This is a genomic window from Peteryoungia wuzhouensis (genome assembly GCF_003205195.1).
Lineage (GTDB): Bacteria > Pseudomonadota > Alphaproteobacteria > Rhizobiales > Rhizobiaceae > Allorhizobium > Allorhizobium wuzhouense.
Genome location: NZ_QJRY01000001.1, coordinates 329,451 through 347,937, shown reverse-complemented (window position 1 = coordinate 347,937; position 18,487 = coordinate 329,451). Strand labels below are relative to the sequence as shown.

The following is an 18,487-nucleotide window of genomic DNA, read 5'->3' as shown; positions in this document are numbered from 1 at the left end:
TGCTCTCCTAGAAGCTCGACTGGATGCCGAGGGACACGCTGATATTGTCGAAGGCCTTGATGTCGTAGTTCGACCAGACCTTGCGGTAGCCGGCCTCCGCCACCAGTGCCACGCTGTCGGTAAACGGCACGATCTGCCGAAGATTGACGCTGAATTCCGTATCCTGCTGGCGCTCGTCTGCATCGATCATGGCGTCCGGGCCGTCAAAGTTGCGGCGTGACACAGCCGTGTCGAGGGCCAGAACCCAGGCCGGACCATCGCCGATCGGCGCGGCGAAACGCCAGGCACTGCCGATCCCCAGACCAAGTTCCGTCGACGAAAGATAGTCGGTCTCGGCGATGCGCCGTGTGGCCAGCACCCGGCTGGAAATGTTGAAATCCTCGGTGATCTGCCGCGAATAGGAAAGCTGCCCGTCGATGCGGTCGCCTGTCTGATATTCGGCGCTCTGGCGGGACTTTGTATTGTTGTAGTCCTCGTAGCGATATTCGAGCTGTGCAGCCACCCCGTCCGTCGGCGTCACTTGCCAGTTGAATGTGGTCGAGGCGCCGATCGAGGCGAGATAGCGATCGCCCTCGATCAGCACGCCGCTTGACAGAAAGAAGACAGAAAGGGTCCGGTCGTCGAGACCGAAGCGGGCAAGGTCGAAGGTCGGGCCGACATAACCTTCGAGAGCTCCTGTGTTCAAGGCATCCCGGTCGCGATACCCGGCGGTATAGCCGGAAATTCCGGCCTCGATGGCAATGCCCTGTTCGTCCAGCTCGTGGCGATACCGCACGGAGCTGGTAAGAAAGGCGTTGAAATCCTCACCCGCCACGGTCAGCTCGTCGAGCCTGTAGGAAAGGCCGTTCAGGGTCACGGTCGAATTGCCGGGCCCGGCATTGGCATTGCTCTGATAGCGGATGCCGGTGCGCACCATGCCGGTCAGCGACGATGGAGCCGCCTGCTTGTCGATCGCGGCGAGATAGTCCTCGACCTTGGTTTTGACCTCGGACGGCACGTCACCGGCCGATTGGGCGCCCTCGAAATACTGGCGCGCCGTCTCATAGGCCCCGAGCCTGTAATAGAGCACGCCGAGCTCCAGCTGCAGGCGCGGCAGGCCGGGGGCATAGATCAGCATGCGCTCCAGCGTCGAGACCGCCCCTTCGAGGTCGCCGGCCTGGGAGGAGAGGGCGGCATACTGGAAGGCAGTGTCCAGATCGTCGGGATGCGCCATCATCTGGGCGAAGAGCTTTTTGCGCTCGGCCTCGATCACATCCAGCGACTGGCCGCCGGGCCGGGGGCCGACATTCTGCGACGACTGGGCGAGGGCGTCGCCGCAGGTGAGCGGCAGGCCGAAGCAAATCACCATGCCGCCAATGTGGATCGTCCGGGAAAAGAGCCTGCTGAAACTTTTGAATGAATAAAACATGATTGCAACTCTTGGAAACGACCCGAATAAAATCATTTACGGCAAGTTGATCCGAACTATGAAGTGAAGAAACACGCACTGAACGGCCAAGTTTGGTGCCTTCCCGCGCGCTGCGCGGCAAGCGCACATCTGTAAGGCTGCAGTGCAGCAAGGGCAAGTGTCGGGCACGGACTGACGTTCCGCGTGGGATATGCGTCCTGCAGGCAATGGGTGACGCTGTGTCCTTGAAAAGGTCACGGAACTTTGATTTTTCTCATGGCAGCCTGCCTTGTTTGCCGCCATCTGCCGTTATAACGGTTGAGCCCAGAACAACCGTCATTCCAACAGGTAAGAGACCGATGTCGATGTCTGAACTCACGATCACCAAGCGCCGCCTGCTGAGCGGTATTGCCCTGGCTGGCGCCGTTGCCGCCCTGTCGGCCTGCAGCGACGAGAAGTCGGCCAGTGCCGAGCAGCCGGTGCCGGCGGTCAGCAACGAGACCACGGCCTCGACCACGTCTGCCGAAATGCCGAAGGCCGATCGCGATGTCGACATGGAAGCGGCCCTGAAGCCCGGCCCGCTCAAGGAAATGACGCTCGGCGATCCGAACGCCCCGGTCAAGATCATCGAATACATGTCGATGACCTGCCCGCATTGCGCCCATTTCCACGAAACCACCTTCGACGCGATCAAGACCAAATATGTCGACAGCGGCAAGGCTTACTTCGTGCTGCGCGAATTCCCGTTCCCGCAGGACACCGCTTCGCTCGCCGCCTTCATGCTGGCGCGCTGCACCACCGAAGACAAGTTCTTCCCCTTCGTCTCGATGTTCCTGAAGCAGCAGCGCGCCTGGGCCGCCCCTGACAATGGCGATGTGCGCTCCGCCATGCTGCAACTGTCGAAACTCGGCGGTTTTACACAGGAGACCTTCGACGCCTGCTTGACGAACGCGAAGCTTGCCGGTGATGTGTCGGCTGTCCGCGATCGCGGCGCCCAGGAATTCGGTGTCAACTCGACCCCGACCTTCCTGATCAATGGCAAGGCCTATTCGGGGGACATGTCGGTTGACTCCATGTCGGCCCTCATCGACAGCCTGCTATGATCGACGCACCGTTCTGACGACGGGCGCCGGGGAAACCCGTGCGCCCGTTTGTATGTCTGGTGGCCAAATGGGCGAGGGCGGCGTTGATCGCCCTTCTACCCGCCCGCGGGGAGAAGGTGGCGGCAGGTCAGGCGCAAAATTTGCGCCGGGGATGAGGGGCGCATTCGTAAAGCTGCATCTGGCGTTACCCCCCTCTGCCCTGCCGGGCATCTCCCCCACAGGGGGGGAGAGCGGAAATCCGCTTGCTTCCCGCCTCAGGTCCCCGTTCTCCCTTTTCAAACTATCAGCCACGACCTCGACGCCAGCGGCTGCCTCGAAGATAACCGCGCGCGGCTCTCCCCCCTCGTGGGGGAGATGCCCGGCAGGGCAGAGGGGGGCGCTCTCGTTCGACGTTGGCGGTATCACCCCACCCCGGACCTGCGGTCCGACCCTCCCCCTCAAGGGGAGGCTGTGCCGATGAAATTCAACCGCCTGCGTCTTCTCGGCTTCAAGTCCTTCGTCGAGCCCTCCGAATTCGTCATCGAGCGTGGCCTCACCGGCATTGTCGGGCCGAATGGCTGTGGCAAGTCGAACCTCGTCGAGGCGTTGCGCTGGGTGATGGGCGAGAATTCTTACAAGAACATGCGCGCGTCCGGCATGGACGACGTCATCTTCTCCGGCTCCGGCAATCGCCCGGCCCGAAACACGGCGGAAGTCGGCCTCTATCTCGACAATTCCGACCGCACGGCGCCGGCCGCTTTCAACGATGCCGACGAGATCCAGGTCACCCGCCGCATCGAGCGCGGTGCCGGCTCCGTCTACCGCATCAACGGCAAGGAAGCCCGCGCCAAGGATGTCCAGCTTCTCTTCGCCGATGCCTCGACCGGCGCCCGCTCGCCCTCGATGGTCGGCCAGGGCCGCATCGGCGAGCTGATCGCAGCAAAACCCCAGGCCCGCCGGCAATTGCTGGAAGAGGCCGCCGGCATTTCCGGCCTGCATTCCCGCCGCCACGAGGCCGAACTCAGGCTTCGCGCCGCCGAAACCAATCTGGAGCGGCTGGAAGACATCACCGCCCAGCTCGAAAGCCAGATCGAGAGCCTGAAACGCCAGGCCCGCCAGGCCAACCGCTTCAAGCAGCTGTCGGCCGATATCCGCGCCCATGAGGCGATGCTCCTGCATATCCGCTGGGCGCAGGCGAAACAGGCCGAGGGCGAGGCGGAAAGCGCCCTCAACCAGGCCATGTCCATTGTCGCCGAAAAGGCGAACTTCCAGATGGAGGCGGCCAAGCTGCAGGCCGTCGCCAGCCTGAAGATGCCGGAACTGCGTGAGGAGGAGGCGAAATGCGCCGCCGCCCTCCAGCGCCTGCAGATTGCCCGCAGCCAGCTAGACGAGGAGGCCAGCCGCATCCTCCGCCGCCGCGACGAGCTCACCCGCCGGCTCGCCCAGCTCGACGAGGACATCCGCCGCGAGGAGCGTCTGGTTTCCGAAAACGCCGAGGTCATCCAGCGGCTGGCGGAAGAAGAGGCCGAACTCGAGGAAATCCTCGCCGATGCCGGCCGCTTTGCCGAAGAGGCGAAAGAAGCCTTCGACGCGGCTGCGGCGACCCTTGCCGACAGCGAACGCGATTTCACCCGGCTCACCGCCGAGCGCGCCGAAGCCGCCGCCGGCCGCAACCAGCTGGACCGCGCCATCCGCGATCTCGCTGAGCGCCGCGCAAGGCTTGAACGCCAGGTGTCGGACGCTTCCCGCGAACTCTCCGACATCTCCGACCGCATCGCGGCTCTGCCCGATCCGGACGAAAAGCGCGAAATGGTCGAGATCGCCGAACAGGCCGTCGCCGATGCCGAAAGCGCCGCTATGGAAGCCGAGGCAGCGCTTGCCGAGGCGCGCCGCACCGAAAGCCACCTGCGCCAGCCGCTCGAAGCCGCCCGTGCGCGGGTCAACGGTCTGGAGACCGAAGCCCGCACCATCGCCCGCATCCTGGCTTCGACAACAACCGGCGACTTCCCGCCCGTCGCCGACGACCTCTCCGTCGATCGCGGCTATGAAACGGCGCTCGGTGCCGCGCTTGGCGACGACCTCGACAGCGCCCTCGACCCATCCGCCCCCGCCCACTGGCATGGCAATGGCGACGGAGCAGGGGATCCGGCGCTGCCGTCCGGCGCACAGCCGCTCATCGCCCATGTCCGTGCACCCGCAGCCCTCGCCCGAGCGCTCCGCCAGATCGGCGTGGTCGAAGAAGTTGACGCCCTCCGCCTGATGGCGAGCCTCGCGCCCGGCCAGCGCCTCGTCACCCGCGACGGCGCCGTCTATCGCTGGGATGGCCATGTCACCGGCGCCGATGCCCCGAGTGCGGCAGCGCTCCGCCTTGCTCAGAAGAACCGCCTCGCCGAAATCGAGATCGAGACCGAGGAAGCCCGCGACCAGATGGTCGAGGCCGAGGATCGCCTCGCTGAGGCCGCCGACGCCATCCGCACTGAGGAAGCTCGCCTCACGGATGCCCGCGACCGCAGCCGCCTGACGGTGCGCGCGCTCGCCGAAGCCCGCGACGCGCTCGCTCAGGCCGAACGCGCCTCGGGCGATCTCATCCGCCGCCGCGAGGTGATCGAGGAGGCGGTGAACGGCCTGAAAGCTCAGATCGAGGAGATCGTCGAGCAGGAAGAGACCGCCCGCATCGAGATGGAGGAGACGCCCGATCTCTCCGCCCTTGATGCCCGCCTCAGGGAAGCCGAAGCCGTGGTTGCGCGCGACCGTGGCCTGCTCGCCGAAGCCCGTGCCCGGTTCGAAGGGCTTGCCCGCGAAGACGAGATGCGCCGCCGCCGCATTCTTGCGATCCGCCAGGAAAAGCAGAACTGGCAGAACCGCGCCAAATCGGCGCAAGAACACATCGCGACCCTGCGCGAACGCGAGGCAGAAGCCCGCGAGGAGATCACCGATCTCGAAATGGCGCCCGATGAATTCGAGGACAAGCGTCGCGCCTTGATGTCCGCCCTCGACAAGGCCGAAAAGGACCGCCGCGACGCCGCCGACCGCCTGGTCGACGCCGAAACCCGTCAGCGCGAGGCTGACCAGAAGGCCGCCGCCGCGCTCGCCGAACTCGCCGAATCCAGGGAAAAGCGCGGCCGCGCCGAAGAGCGCCTGGTCTCGGCCAAGGAATGGCGCGTCGATGCCGAGGCCCGCATCGCCGAAGCGCTGAACGTGCCCCCGCACGAGGCCTTCCGCCTGACGGGCCTGAAAGACCCCTCGCAGATCGGCGACCTGCGCGAGGTCGAGCGCAATGTCGACCGCCTGAAGATGGAGCGCGAGCGCTTGGGCGCCGTGAACCTCCGCGCCGAAGAAGAGCAGAAGGAACTGTCGGACAAGCTCGCCGCCCTGATCAAGGAGCGCGACGACATCATCGATGCGATCCGCAAGCTGCGCGGCGCGATCCAGAGCCTCAACCGCGAGGGCCGCGAACGCCTGCTCGCCGCTTTCGACGTCGTCAACGCCCAGTTCCAGCGCCTTTTCACCCACCTGTTCAACGGCGGTACCGCCGAGCTGCAGCTGATCGAAAGCGACGACCCGCTGGAAGCCGGTCTCGAAATCCTCGCGCGCCCGCCGGGCAAGAAGCCGCAGACCATGACGCTGCTCTCGGGCGGCGAGCAGGCGCTCACCGCCATGGCGCTCATCTTCGCGGTCTTCCTCACCAACCCCGCGCCGATCTGCGTGCTCGACGAAGTCGACGCACCGCTCGACGACCACAATGTCGAGCGCTACTGCAACCTGATGGACGAGATGGCCGCCTCCACCGAGACCCGCTTCGTCATCATCACCCACAACCCCATCACCATGGCCCGCATGAACCGCCTCTTCGGCGTGACGATGGCTGAACAGGGTGTCAGCCAGCTCGTCTCCGTCGACCTGCAGACGGCAGAGGCGCTGCGCGAGCGGGATCTGGTGTGATGCGACGCTCCATTCTCACCGCTCTGATGGTGTTGTCGCTCGCGGCCCCTGCCGCGACGCAAGACACGGACGGTCTTCCCGACACTTCCCTCTCCGGCAACTTCCTGCCCAAGGTTCTTGAAACCTCGGCGGTTCATCGAGACAGTCTCATGGACATGATCAAGGGCAAACCGGGGCTGCCCTTCTGGGTCCGCACTCTGGTCAGCCAGCCGCGTTATGTGGCGCTCGCATCCGAAGAGGTCGTGGTTTCGGGCGAAAGGCGGCAGCTGTTTCGCGCCTGCGAGGCCGGCCGTTGTGATGCGAGCCGGCTGGTCGCGATCTTTTCCGCCGATGGCAAACATGCGGTCCTCAAGGTTTCCGACGCCGAACTCGGCGTCAAATTCTTCGGCGACCCGACCCCCGACGAACTGGTGGCATTGGCCAACTGACGGCAATGAGCCTCACGCCGCGGCCTCTCGCCCGGCCTTGATCACCCGCACCGGCAGTGCCGAACTGGCCAGGATCGAACCCAGCACCAGCGGCAGGCAGACGAGGTAGGCATTGCGGATGCCGAAGGTTTCCGCAACGAAGCCGAGAAGCGGCGGGCCGAGGAAAAAGACGACAAAGGCCATCTGCGCAATCGCCGCCACGTTGACCACGGCCGGCCGGTCCGTACGCTGGGCAGCGGCGGTCACCGCCATGGGATAGACCGCGCTGCAGCCGGCCCCCATCAGCGCGAAGCCGAGAAGCGCCACATAAGGATGCGGCGCGACCCACGCCAGCGCGATGCCGAATGCGGCCACCGTCAAGAGCACACGCCCGACAAGCCGCGCGCCATGCCGATCAACGACGGGATCGATGGTCAGCCGGGCAAGCGCCATGAAGAAGGCAAACAGGGTGAGGCCCGAGCCGGAGATGAAGGGCGAGACCTCGAAAACCTCATTCATGTAGATCGTCGACCAGTCGATGCCGGCGCCCTCGATCAGGAAGGCCGAGGTGCCGATGATGCAGAGCGGCAGCAGGCCGAGCGTCGGCAGGGCGAAATGCGGCTGGTCTTGCGCGGCGCCGACATGGGGGAGATGCGGCGCATTTTTCATGCCGCCGACCGTCACTGCTCCGATCACGAACATCACGCCCAGCAGTGCATGCATATGCATCTGCATGCTGATCTCGGCCTGGCGCACCAGCGAGGCGGTGATGGCGGTGACGAAGAAACCGAGGCTCCAGCAGCCATGCGCCCGGTTCATGATGCCGAAGCCGATTTCGGCCTCGATCCGTCCGATCTCGACGTTCAGGCAGATTTCCAGCGCGCCGGCGAGCAGGCCCATGACGAAGAGCGTGGCAAAGACCGAGGGTGCATTGGGCAACAGCGGAATGGTCGACAAAAGCGCCATGACGCCGAGCAGCGAAATGGCCAGCGTCGTACGCGTGCCAAGCTTGACGATCAGCGGCGAGGAGAAGGTCAGCGAAATCAGCGACCCGATCGCCATGCCGATCAGCGTCATCCCCAGTTCGGCCTTGTTCACCGACAAATGCGCCTGCAGGTCCGGCAGGCGCGAAAACATCGCGCCGGTGGACATGGCGAACAGGAAGAAGGCGATATAGACGCGAAACTGCGGGGGAATACGCATGGGACGACTCGATTTGTGGACGACTCGATTTGTCAGACAACTGATCACGGACGTGCCAGCATCCGGGCGACAAGTCCAGCCGTGCGAGACGCCGAACGGTTCGCCCCCGCAAAAGGGCTTATGGGGTGGTGCTGAGCGCCGAGCCATCCGGCGGGCAGGAGACCATGCGTGATACAGGCCGTCATCCTCGGCCGTGTGCCGAGGATCTGCAAAGGGTGGCGATGAATGGGAGGCCCGAGGGAAAGGCTATAAACGTCGAGCAAATAGCAGCGGCAGTAGATCCTCGGCACAAGGCCGAGGATGACGATCCCTCGCAAATAAAAAATGCCGGAAGCAAGCTCCCGGCATCCACCTATTGGCTACTGCCTATTCGCTTTGCCCGATCAGCCAGCCTTGTTAATCTGCCGCGCCACCACATCATGGTTCAGCCAGATGACCGGCGCCGAGGGATGCGCGATTTCACCGAAGATCAGAGCGCCGGTTGCCTCGACCACGAGCACGCTCAGATAGTCCGAGATCAGCGCCTTGCCGTCCTTGTGCATCTGGGCAATCTCGGTCGAGGTGCCGATGGTGATGTCGGACTGGCCCTGGCTGTTCGGCATCGGCCACTTGTTGAAGTCGTAGAACGGCTCCATCACATCGCTGACCTGGAAATCGGCGATCTTTTTGAGCACGTCGTCGATGGTAGCACCCTCGACCAGCAGCGCTTCGCAATCGGCCCAGATCTTCTCAGCCCGCGCGCCACCGTTTTCCTTCTTGAGCGCCTTCAGGAGCGGCAGAAGCGGCAGCTCGATGCCGGCGAAGACGTCGGACGAATTGGTGCGGATCTCGGGGCAGTTGAACACGGTCGCCTTGATACCGGAAGCGTAAGCCTCCTCGGCAATCGCCTCGAGCTTCATCTTGGCATAGCCCTGGGTGTAGTTCGTATAGGTCTGCCAGCGATAGTCGTCGCCGATCAGGATGCCGGTGCCGTGATAGCCATAGGCCGAATAACGCACCTGGCCGCCGCTCTTTTCGATGCGGGCGCGGATGGCAGCACTGCCTTCGATCAGGTGGCGGAAGGTGTTGGCCGAGACTTCGTCGAAGTTCTGCAGGATCAGCTTGCCGAGATCGCTTTCCAAGAGCACCTGCGACGACATGTGGCGCGCGCCGCGACCCTTGTAGATGCGGTTGGCAATGACGAGGAAGACCTTGGCCTTCGGAATGCCGCCGGCCATGGTGTGGGCGAAATGCACGTTCTTGCCATCGGCAATCATGCCTTCAAGCTCGGCCATGATCTTGGCGACCGCGTCCTGGAAGCGCTTCACGCCGACATCGCGGCACTTTTCGATATGCGCCCAGTCGAGCTTTTCGGTTTCCCAGTTTTCCAGCGTCAGCGCCGAAAGCAGGTCCGTCAGCGTCGGCTCGCCTTCCGGCGCATCGAGATCGAAGCCGGCCATGGCGGGAATGTTGATGATCCGGCCGCCGAGATTGGCTTCGGCTTGGGCGAGTTCCTCATCGTTCAGCGGACGCAGCTTGTTGTGCTCGTCGCGGCGACCAACGGTGATCCCGATGATCTCCATGCCGGCCTTCTTCGCCTGTTCCAGCAGGCCGGTGACATAACCGCGACCGAACAATTCACCAAAGAGAACGAAGACGTCGCCCTTGCGATACAGGTCGTTATGCGGGATCTGCGTCAGGGGCACCGGGCTTTTCAGGGTCATTTTCGATTCCGGATTACAATACTCGTGCATGCCCACTACCAAAGTCTCGACCGCAGTGCATCATCCTGAAGCGATTTCTTCGGTCATTTTAAGTGACCGTTTATCGCATTGCGTGATGACTTGTAACAATTGCGGGTGCAAACACCCTCTTGTGCTGTCACCAACCCCACCGATGGCGCCGATGCCGGCTGTATCACGGCGTCAGGTTTTCCTTGAGCAGGATCTCGATCCGGATCGTCTCCTGCGAGGCGAGCGGCGCGCGCTGCTCGACCCGAGCCCGCATGATACGCGCGGCACTGCGCACCGCATGGCCAGGATTTTGCGCAATGACGGCGTCGATTCTCTCGTCGCACAACGCCTCCTCGCTGAACGGCGTGCGCTCATGCACCACGACAGTAAACCGTCTTGGATCGGTCACCGCCTCAATGGCCGAGATCGGAATACGCGCTTCCGAACTCAGCACATAGACACCGCCGATATCGGGATTGTGCTCCAGCATCCGCCCGATTACCTGGGCTGCCCGCCGCTCGTCGCCATAGGTCTCCAGCGAGGGCAGGGGGCTTAAGTGTACAAACTGGCCGCGAATAATCTTGTCGAAGCCCAGCCGGCGCTCGATGCTGTCCTGCGCCATCATGGTTTCGGCCACCACCATGATCTTGGCCGGCGTCTGGCCTAAGAAGCGCCCGACGATCTTGCCAGCCGTGGCGCCGGCGGCAAAGTTGTTCACCCCGACGAAATCCGCCGTCGGCAGCTTTTCCTGGCCGGAAAGGAACTGCACCACCTTGATGCCGCGCTCGATCAGGCGGGCCATGGCATCGCGCACCTGCGGCGATTCCGGCGCCATGATCGCGACACCGTCGATCTGCTCCGGGTCGAGGGAGGCGAGATACTTTGCCAGCGCATGCGGATCGCTGACCGGCACTTGGGCCACGTCGATATCGGTGAGGTCGCCGCGCAGCGCCTCCCGCGCTTCCGCCACCTGCGCCAGCAATTCCTGCAGATACTGGTCGCCCGCCAGCGGCAGAACGAAGCGGAAGCGGTAGGTCCGGTTGCGCGCGAGGTTCACCGCTGCCGGATTGCGCACGAAGCCGATCCGGCCGATCGCCTCGTTGACCAGACGTGCCGCCTTCTCGCTCACATTGGGGCGATCGTTCAGCACGCGATCGACCGTGGCGAGGCTGACGCCTGCGGCTTCCGCGAGGTCTTTGGCGGTGGGTCTCATGGGGCCTTTCGAATGTCCGGGCGTGAGGGCTGCAAAAGACTTTTCCAACAAATTCAAACGAAAAGCAAGAAATTGAGGTGCGCACCTCAAAATTAACTTGCGTTGAGGTGCGCACCTCAATTACAAGATATCCAACGTCGAGGAGAGCGGCTGCGCATGCGATGCGTGTGCCGTCGACGTCATCGGATCGGAGGAGAGAAGGCCTCGGATCCCGGAGAATTCCGCATTGCATTTTTGCCCTGGAGGGGGCGTTGCAGGTGTGCCGATGGAGGTCGGGACATCGTTTTGGGAGGAGAACGTCATGACATCCGCATTCCTGAAATCATCAGTCGCGGCCGGCGCCCTTGTCTGGGCAAGCCTATCCGGCGCCAGCGCTGCCAAGGCTGAGGACCTGACCCTGTGCTGGGCCGCCTGGGACCCGGCCAATGCCCTGGTCGAACTATCAAAGGATTTTGAGGCCAAGTCCGGCCACAAGATGAAGTTCGAATTCGTGCCCTGGCCGAATTTCGCCGACCGCATGCTCAACGAGCTGAATTCCGGCGGCAAGCTCTGCGATCTGATGATCGGCGACAGCCAGTGGATCGGCGGTGCGGCCGAAAACGGTCAATATGTGAAGCTCAATGATTTCTTCGAAAAGGAAGGGATCAAGATGGAGGACTTCATCCCGGCAACCGTCGTCGGTTATGCCGAATGGCCGAAGAACTCGCCGAACTACTGGGCACTGCCGGCCTTCGGCGACGTGGTCGGCTGGACCTATCGCAAGGACTGGTTCTCCCGTCCCGAATTGCAGGCCGAATTCAAGACGAAATACGGCCGCGACCTCGCTGTGCCGAAGACCTTCGCTGAACTCAAGGACATCGCCGAGTTCTTCCAGGGTCGCGATATCGACGGCAAGAAGGTCTATGGCGCCGCGATCTACACCGAGCGTGGCTCGGAAGGCATCACCATGGGCGCCATGGACGTGCTCTATTCCTTCGGCTTCCAGTATGACAATCCGGCCAAACCCTACGAACTCGAAGGTTTCGTCAACTCGCCCCAGTCGATCGCCGGCCTCGAATACTACAAGGCCCTCTACGACTGCTGCACGCCGCCCGGCTCCTCCGACACCTATATGTCCGAGAATATCGACGCCTATAAGTCAGGCCAGGTGGCACTGCAGATGAACTTCGCCTTCATCTGGCCCGGCATCCATGCCGACGCCAATGTCGGTGGCGACAAGTCGGGTTATTTCCCCAATCCGGCCGGCCCCGACGGCAAGCAGTTTGCCCAGCTCGGCGGCCAGGGCATCTCGGTGGTCGCAGCCTCCTCCAAGCAGGATGCGGCGCTCGAATACATCAAGTGGTTCGCCCAGCCGGAAATCCAGAACAAGTGGTGGTCGCTCGGCGGCTATTCGGCGCTCCGCTCCGTCGTCGAGGATCCGGGCTTTGCCACCAGCCAGCCCTATGCCCAGACCTTCCTCGATTCCATGGCGATCGTGAAGGACTTCTGGGCTGAGCCGTCTTACGCCTCGCTGCTGCAGGCCTCCCAGAAGCGCTTCCACGATTATGTCGTGGCCGGCCAGGGAACCGCCAAGGAAGCACTCGACGGTCTCGTCAAGGACTGGACCGAAGTCTTCGAGGACGAAGGCAAGCTCTGATCCCGCAATCGCCGCCTGATGAAGGCGGACTAGCTGCAATCGCAGGGCCGGTCACCAAACCGGCCGGCCCTGCCGGATGCAACTGATATGCTTGAGGGAAACCCATGTCCGATACTGCCATCGACCGCATCGCCCGCGCGACGCCCCCGCCTGTGGCGAGACGCCTCTCCGGTCTCTCGGACCGCGCCATCGCCTGGCTCTTCGTCACGCCCTCGATCGTGCTGCTCTTGGCGATCAACATCTTTCCGCTGATCTGGACGGTCCGGCTGAGTTTCACCAATTTTCGCGTCAACCGCCCCAACGAGGCGCCGGAATTCGTCGGGTTGAAAAACTACACCCGTATCCTCACCGATGGCGACATCTGGCTGACCATGCAGGCGACCGCCCATTTCCTGCTCTGGACCATCGCGCTCCAGGTGCTGATCGGCTTTTCGCTCGCCTATCTGATCAACAAGAAGTTTCGCGGCAATGATCTCTGGACGACGATCATCGTGCTGCCGATGATGCTCAGCCCCGCCGTCGTCGGCAATTTCTGGACCTTCCTCTACCAGCCGCAGATCGGCCTGTTCAACTACGTCGTCAGCTTCTTCACCGGCATCGACCCATCCGCCTTTTCGATGATCGGCGACGTGTCGCTCGCCCCCTGGGCGATCGTCATCGTCGACACCTGGATGTGGACGCCCTTCGTCATGCTGATCTGCCTCGCCGGTCTGCGCTCGATCCCCGACAGCATCTATGAAGCCGCCGAATGCGACCGCGCCAGCAAGTGGCGGCAGTTCTGGACCATCACCATTCCGCTCGTCCTGCCTTTCCTGATGCTGGCCATCCTGTTTCGCGGCATCGAGAACTTCAAGATGTTCGATCTCGTCGTGCAATTGACCGGCGGTGGCCCCGGCTCAATCACCGAACTCACCTCGATCAACCTCAAGCGTGAAGCCTTCGAGAAGTGGCGCACCGGTTATGCCTCGGCTTATGCGGTCATCCTTTTCGTCACGGTCTTCGGCCTCGCCTCGATCTATGTGAAGGCGCTGAACAAGGTGAAAGAACGATGAGCTATTCCGTCACCGAACCTTCCGCCCGCCAGAAGTGGTTCGCCGGCATCCTGGTGATCTTCTATGCCGTCGTCACCATCATGCCGCTGGTCTGGATCATCACGACCGGCTTCAAGAGCCCGGCGGATTCGATTGCCTATCCGCCGAAGCTCCTCTTCCAGCCGACGCTGGAAGGCTATGTGAACCTCTTCACCACCCGAACCCGCGTATCCGATGCCGATCTCGTAGCGCTGGGAGAGCCGAAGACCTGGTACGAGGCGCTGGTGCGCAAGGACGGCCTCGTCATTGCCGGCCCCTCACGCTTCGGCGAACGATTCTACAATTCCGTCGTCATCGGCTTCGGCTCCACCTTCCTCTGCATCGTGCTTGGAACGGCGGCAGCCTATGCCTTCTCCCGCTTCAAGGTGCCGCTGAAGGATGATCTCCTGTTCTTCATCCTCTCGACCCGGATGATGCCGCCGATCGCCGTCGCCATCCCGATCTTCCTGATGTACCGCGAGTTAGGCTTGAGCGACACGCATCTCGGCATGATCCTGCTCTATACGGCAGTCAATCTCTCGCTCTCGGTCTGGCTGCTCAAAGGCTTCATCGACGAAATCCCGATCGAATACGAGGAGGCGGCGCTGATCGACGGCTACACCCGCTTCCAGGCCTTCTACAAGGTGGTGCTGCCCCAGGCCGTCACCGGCATCGCCTCGACCGCGATCTTCTGCCTGATCTTCGCCTGGAACGAATATGCCTTCGCCGTGCTCCTGACATCGGGCACCGCCCAGACCGCGCCGCCCTTCATCCCCACCATCATCGGGGTGAGTGGCCAGGACTGGCCGGCGGTTGCCGCCGGCGCCACGCTCTTCCTCATCCCGGTCGTCGTCTTCACCATCCTGTTGCGCAAACATCTCCTGCGCGGGATCACCTTTGGAGCGGTGCGCAAATGAGCCGGTTTTTTGAAGGTCTGCGCCGCCTCAGGCGCAATGAATGGGAATTGCTTGCGTCCGCGCTGATCGCGCTTGGCGTGGTCATGATGATGCAGCCTTTTGCGCTTGTCCTCTATTCCTGGTCTTTCCTCGTGACGCTGGTGGGAACCGTGATGTTCATCATCGTCAGCCATTTCCCGGAGTAACCATGGCGCAGATCCGTATTGAAAACGTGCGCAAGGAATTCGGCAGCTTCACCGCTGTCCAGTCCTCTAGCTTCACCATCGAGGATGGCGAGTTCTTTATGTTGCTCGGCCCTTCCGGCTGCGGCAAGACCACCACCCTGCGCATGATGGCGGGCCTCGAACTGCCGACCAGCGGCGAGATCTATATCGATGGCGAGGAAGTCGGCATGAAGCCGGCGAGCCAGCGCGACATCGCCTTCGTCTTCCAGATGTTTGCGCTCTATCCGCATATGAATGTCCGCCGCAACATCTCCTATCCGCTCCTGAGCCAGGGCGTGCCGAAGACCGAGGTTCGCACCCGCGTTCAGGAGGTCGCCCGCATCCTTAAGATCCAGGATATCCTCGACAAGCCGGTCGGTGGCCTCTCCGGTGGCGACCGCCAGCGCGTGGCCCTCGGCCGCGCCATCGTCCGCAGGCCGAAAGCTTTCTTCATGGATGAGCCGCTCGGCGCACTCGATGCCGAGTTCCGCGAGCACATGGCTGAAGAATTGCGGGCCCTGCACGACCGCATGGGCGCCACCACCGTCTACGTCACCCACGACCAGCTCGAAGCCATGCAGATGGGCGACAAGATCGTCGTCATGAACCATGGCGTCGTCGAGCAGTTCGGCCTGCCACAGCAGATCTACGACTGGCCGGCTACCCTCTTCGTCGCCAATTTCATCGGCTCACCCTCAATGAATTTTCTCGAGTTCGACGGCATGGTCGGCATCGGCAGCGACCACGTCACACTCGACGGCCATCGCTTCGCTATCCCCGTGTTGCGCCAGGGGGCAGAGGGCCGTCTGACGCTCGGGGTCCGCCCCGAACATATCCGCTTCTCGGATGCCGCTCCCTATCGCGGCCGGGTCATCGCCACCGAATATCTCGGCACGACCCAGATCGTTACGCTGAAGACCGCCAATGGCGACATCAAGGCCCGCATTTCCTCAGCTGTCTCGGTAAAGGCCGGCGAGACTGTCGGCCTTGAATTCGACAGCCGAACGCTCACGGTCTTTGCCGGCGAACGCGGCCATGCGCTGGTATCCGCCGGCAATGAGGGAGTGCTGCGCCATGGCTGAGGTCACCCTTCACAACGTCACCAAGCGCTTCGGCACTCACGTCGCTCTCGACAATGTTTCAATGACCGTGCCCGATGGCTCCTTCGTCGTGCTGCTCGGGCCAACAGGCGCCGGCAAGACGACCACGCTGCGGCTGATCTCCGGACTTGAGCGCCCCGACAGTGGCGAGATCCTGATCGATGGCCGCCCGACGCAGGGCTTGACGCCGGCCGAACGCAACGTCGCCATGGTCTTCCAGCAATATTCGCTCTACCCGCATCTGACGGTCCGCGAAAACCTGGAGTTCCCGCTCAAATCGCCGCTGCTCAAGACGCCGAAGGATGAGATCGATCGCAAGGTCAAAGCCATCGCCGATATCCTGCAGATCGGCCACAAGCTCGACAACAAGGCAACGGCTCTCTCCGGCGGCGAGATGCAGCGTGTCTCGATCGGCCGCGCACTGGTGCGCAATCCGCAGATCTACCTGATGGACGAACCCTTGAGCTCGCTCGACGCCAAGCTTCGGGCGGACCTCCGCATCGAACTGAAGAACATTCAGGCCAATCTTGGCGCGACGCTGCTTTACGTTACCCATGACCAGGTCGAGGCCATGACCATGGCGACCCATGTCGGCGTGCTGCATCACGGCCGTCTCGTCCAGTTCGGCTCGCCGCGCGAGGTCTATGAACAGCCGGTCAGCATCTATGCCGCCGCCCGTCTTGGCCAGCCTCGGATCAATATCCTCCCCGCCGACGTTTTCCCAGGTGCGCCCCCGCGTGCCGTCTCCATGGGGCTTCGACCGGAGCATATTCGCCAGGGGCAGGGAGAGGACAGTCTCGTCAACCGCGTCGAGCGGTTGGGTGACCAGACACGCCTGCACCTGTCGTTTAGGGGCTTGAGCCTCGTCACAGTCACGGAACCCCATACGGCCTTGCGCGATGGCGACATCGTCAGGATCGAGCCCAGCAACCCGCTTTATTTCGACGCCGACGGTCTGCGTCTCGCTTGAAGGAGTTTTTCCAATGGCACAGTTCATCAACAAACGGGAAGACGTGGTCATCGAGGCGGTCGAGGGCCTGCTCGCGACCTCCGCCGTGCCGCTCGCAAGGCTGGATGGCTATCCGCATATCCGCGTCGTCGTGCGCGCCGATTGGGACCGCTCGCGGGTGGCACTCGTCTCCGGCGGCGGCTCCGGCCACGAACCGGCCCATGCTGGCTTCGTCGGGGCGGGCATGCTGACCGCCGCCGTCTGCGGCGATGTCTTCGCCTCGCCGAGCGTCGATGCGGTGCTCGCCGGCATCCTCGCCGTGACCGGCCCCGCCGGCTGCCTGCTGATCGTCAAGAACTACACCGGCGACCGCCTCAATTTCGGCCTCGCCGCTGAGCGCGCCCGCGCCTTCGGTTTGAACGTCAACATGGTCATCGTCGACGACGACATCGCGCTTCCGGATCTGCCCCAAGCCCGAGGTGTCGCCGGCACGCTCTTCGTCCACAAGATCGCCGGCGCCTTGGCCGAAAACGGCGCTGATCTCGACACCGTCACCGAAGCCGCCCGCCGCGTCATCTCCGGCACCCGCAGCATCGGCATGTCGCTCGACACCTGCACCGTGCCGGGTTCGCCCAAGGAGGACCGTATCCCCAAGGGCATGGCCGAACTCGGCCTTGGTATCCATGGCGAGGCCGGCGTCGAACAGGTGGATTATTCTGGTGCCCGCTCGGCCATGGCAGCCGTAGTGTCGAAGCTGAAGGCAACCATCTCCGACACGCCCCATGTCGCCCTGATCAACAACCTCGGCGGTACCTCGGTCCTCGAAATGTCCGTGCTTGCCCATGAACTGATCCATTCCGAGATAGGCGCCCATATCAGCCATGTTGTCGGCCCGGCCTCCATGATGACCTCGCTTGACATGCGCGGCTTCTCGATCTCGCTGCTCCCGGCCGATGCGTGGGATATCGACACGCTCGCCCAGCCGGTCGGCCCCGCCGCCTGGCCGGGTCTGGCCGCGGTGCATCCGGTGTCGGTCCTGGCCTTGCCGGATGGTCTCACCCCGATCATGCCGCTCCCCTCCGACCACAAGGATACCCGCGATTTCCTGACCGCCTGCTGCGAGGTGATGATCGCCACCGAACAGGACCTGAACGCGCTCGACGCCAAATCCGGTGACGGCGATACCGGCTCGACGCTGGCGGGTGCGGCCCGGGCGCTGCTCAGCGCCATGGACCGTCTGCCGCTCTCCGATTACACCCAGCTGATGCGGGCGATCGGGTTGGAGCTCAGCCAGACCATGGGCGGCTCCTCCGGCGTGCTGCTCGCCATCTTTTTTGCCGCCGCCGGTGACGGTGCCTCAAGCGGACTGCCGATCCGCGATGCCTTGAAGGCAGGCCTTGCCCGCATGCAGGAGATCGGCGGCGCCCAGGTCGGCGACCGCACCATGGTCGATGCGCTCGCCCCCGCCCTCGACGCGCTCGGGGAAGGCTTGTCGGCCGCAGCCGAGGCCGCCCGCGCCGGTGCCGATCGCACGGCGACCCTCGTCAAGGCCAATGCCGGCCGCGCCGCCTATATCAATGCCAAGCAGCTCCAGGGCCATGCAGACCCCGGTGCCGAAGCCGTGGCTCGCCTGTTCGAATTCCTGGCGAGGCGCGCCGGTTAAGAC

The 18,487-nt window shown here is 63.3% G+C and carries 14 protein-coding genes; 10 read left to right on the top strand and 4 right to left on the bottom strand.

Annotated elements, in window-relative coordinates:
- Positions 1-7: 7 nt before the first annotated feature.
- The gene (locus DMY87_RS01820) at positions 8-1,408 is read right to left on the bottom strand and encodes a tetratricopeptide repeat protein (RefSeq protein ID WP_165826125.1); all 1,401 of its coding nucleotides are present in this window, start codon (positions 1,406-1,408) and stop codon (positions 8-10) included.
- A 338-nt stretch (positions 1,409-1,746) separates the two neighbouring features.
- Here DMY87_RS01820 and DMY87_RS01815 point away from each other — a divergent pair, with 338 nt between their 5' ends.
- The 3 genes from DMY87_RS01815 (at position 1,747) to DMY87_RS01805 (ending at position 6,839) form a co-directional block, all read left to right on the top strand.
- Entirely contained in the window at positions 1,747-2,490 is a 744-nt protein-coding gene (locus DMY87_RS01815) for a DsbA family protein (protein WP_110789569.1), read from the top strand.
- A 456-nt stretch (positions 2,491-2,946) separates the two neighbouring features.
- Entirely contained in the window at positions 2,947-6,411 is a 3,465-nt protein-coding gene (locus tag DMY87_RS01810; RefSeq protein ID WP_110789568.1) for a chromosome segregation SMC family protein, read from the top strand.
- Positions 6,411-6,839 (top strand): Ivy family c-type lysozyme inhibitor, encoded by a 429-nt coding sequence (locus DMY87_RS01805; protein WP_110789567.1) that lies wholly within the window; start codon positions 6,411-6,413, stop codon positions 6,837-6,839. The genes DMY87_RS01810 and DMY87_RS01805 overlap by 1 nt, the downstream gene beginning before the upstream one ends.
- Before the next feature lie 12 nt (positions 6,840-6,851).
- Here DMY87_RS01805 and DMY87_RS01800 read toward each other — a convergent pair whose 3' ends face one another.
- The 3 genes from DMY87_RS01800 to DMY87_RS01790 all read right to left on the bottom strand — a co-directional run bounded on the left by DMY87_RS01800 (position 6,852) and on the right by DMY87_RS01790 (position 10,946).
- Positions 6,852-8,021, bottom strand: coding sequence for an MFS transporter (locus tag DMY87_RS01800; RefSeq protein WP_110789566.1), 1,170 nt, complete (start codon positions 8,019-8,021; stop codon positions 6,852-6,854).
- A gap of 383 nt (positions 8,022-8,404) precedes the next feature.
- On the bottom strand, positions 8,405-9,718 hold the full coding sequence (locus DMY87_RS01795) for an enoyl ACP reductase FabMG family protein (RefSeq protein ID WP_165826151.1): 1,314 nt from the start codon (positions 9,716-9,718) through the stop codon (positions 8,405-8,407).
- 199 nt (positions 9,719-9,917) lie between these two features.
- Positions 9,918-10,946 (bottom strand): LacI family DNA-binding transcriptional regulator, encoded by a 1,029-nt coding sequence (locus tag DMY87_RS01790; RefSeq protein WP_110789564.1) that lies wholly within the window; start codon positions 10,944-10,946, stop codon positions 9,918-9,920.
- Between the two features lie 301 nt (positions 10,947-11,247).
- On the opposite strand from DMY87_RS01790, the gene DMY87_RS01785 reads away from it, so the two are divergent.
- From DMY87_RS01785 to DMY87_RS01755, 7 genes are all read left to right on the top strand, one after another.
- Positions 11,248-12,582 carry an ABC transporter substrate-binding protein gene (locus DMY87_RS01785; protein WP_110789563.1) on the top strand — a complete coding sequence of 445 codons (1,335 nt, stop codon included), beginning with the start codon at positions 11,248-11,250 and terminating at the stop codon, positions 12,580-12,582.
- 104 nt (positions 12,583-12,686) lie between these two features.
- Positions 12,687-13,634, top strand: a complete 948-nt coding sequence (locus tag DMY87_RS01780) for a carbohydrate ABC transporter permease (protein ID WP_110789562.1) — start codon at positions 12,687-12,689, stop codon at positions 13,632-13,634.
- On the top strand, positions 13,631-14,569 hold the full coding sequence (locus tag DMY87_RS01775; protein ID WP_110789561.1) for a carbohydrate ABC transporter permease: 939 nt from the start codon (positions 13,631-13,633) through the stop codon (positions 14,567-14,569). Before DMY87_RS01780 ends, DMY87_RS01775 begins: the two co-directional genes overlap by 4 nt.
- Positions 14,566-14,754, top strand: coding sequence for a hypothetical protein (locus DMY87_RS01770; protein ID WP_110789560.1), 189 nt, complete (start codon positions 14,566-14,568; stop codon positions 14,752-14,754). The genes DMY87_RS01775 and DMY87_RS01770 overlap by 4 nt, the downstream gene beginning before the upstream one ends.
- 2 nt (positions 14,755-14,756) lie before the next feature.
- Positions 14,757-15,854 (top strand): ABC transporter ATP-binding protein, encoded by a 1,098-nt coding sequence (locus DMY87_RS01765; RefSeq protein ID WP_110789559.1) that lies wholly within the window; start codon positions 14,757-14,759, stop codon positions 15,852-15,854.
- Positions 15,847-16,842, top strand: a complete 996-nt coding sequence (locus DMY87_RS01760; RefSeq protein WP_110789558.1) for an ABC transporter ATP-binding protein — start codon at positions 15,847-15,849, stop codon at positions 16,840-16,842. The genes DMY87_RS01765 and DMY87_RS01760 overlap by 8 nt, the downstream gene beginning before the upstream one ends.
- 13 nt (positions 16,843-16,855) lie before the next feature.
- Positions 16,856-18,484 carry a dihydroxyacetone kinase subunit DhaK gene (locus tag DMY87_RS01755; RefSeq protein ID WP_110789557.1) on the top strand — a complete coding sequence of 543 codons (1,629 nt, stop codon included), beginning with the start codon at positions 16,856-16,858 and terminating at the stop codon, positions 18,482-18,484.
- The last annotated feature ends 3 nt before the right edge of the window (positions 18,485-18,487 follow it).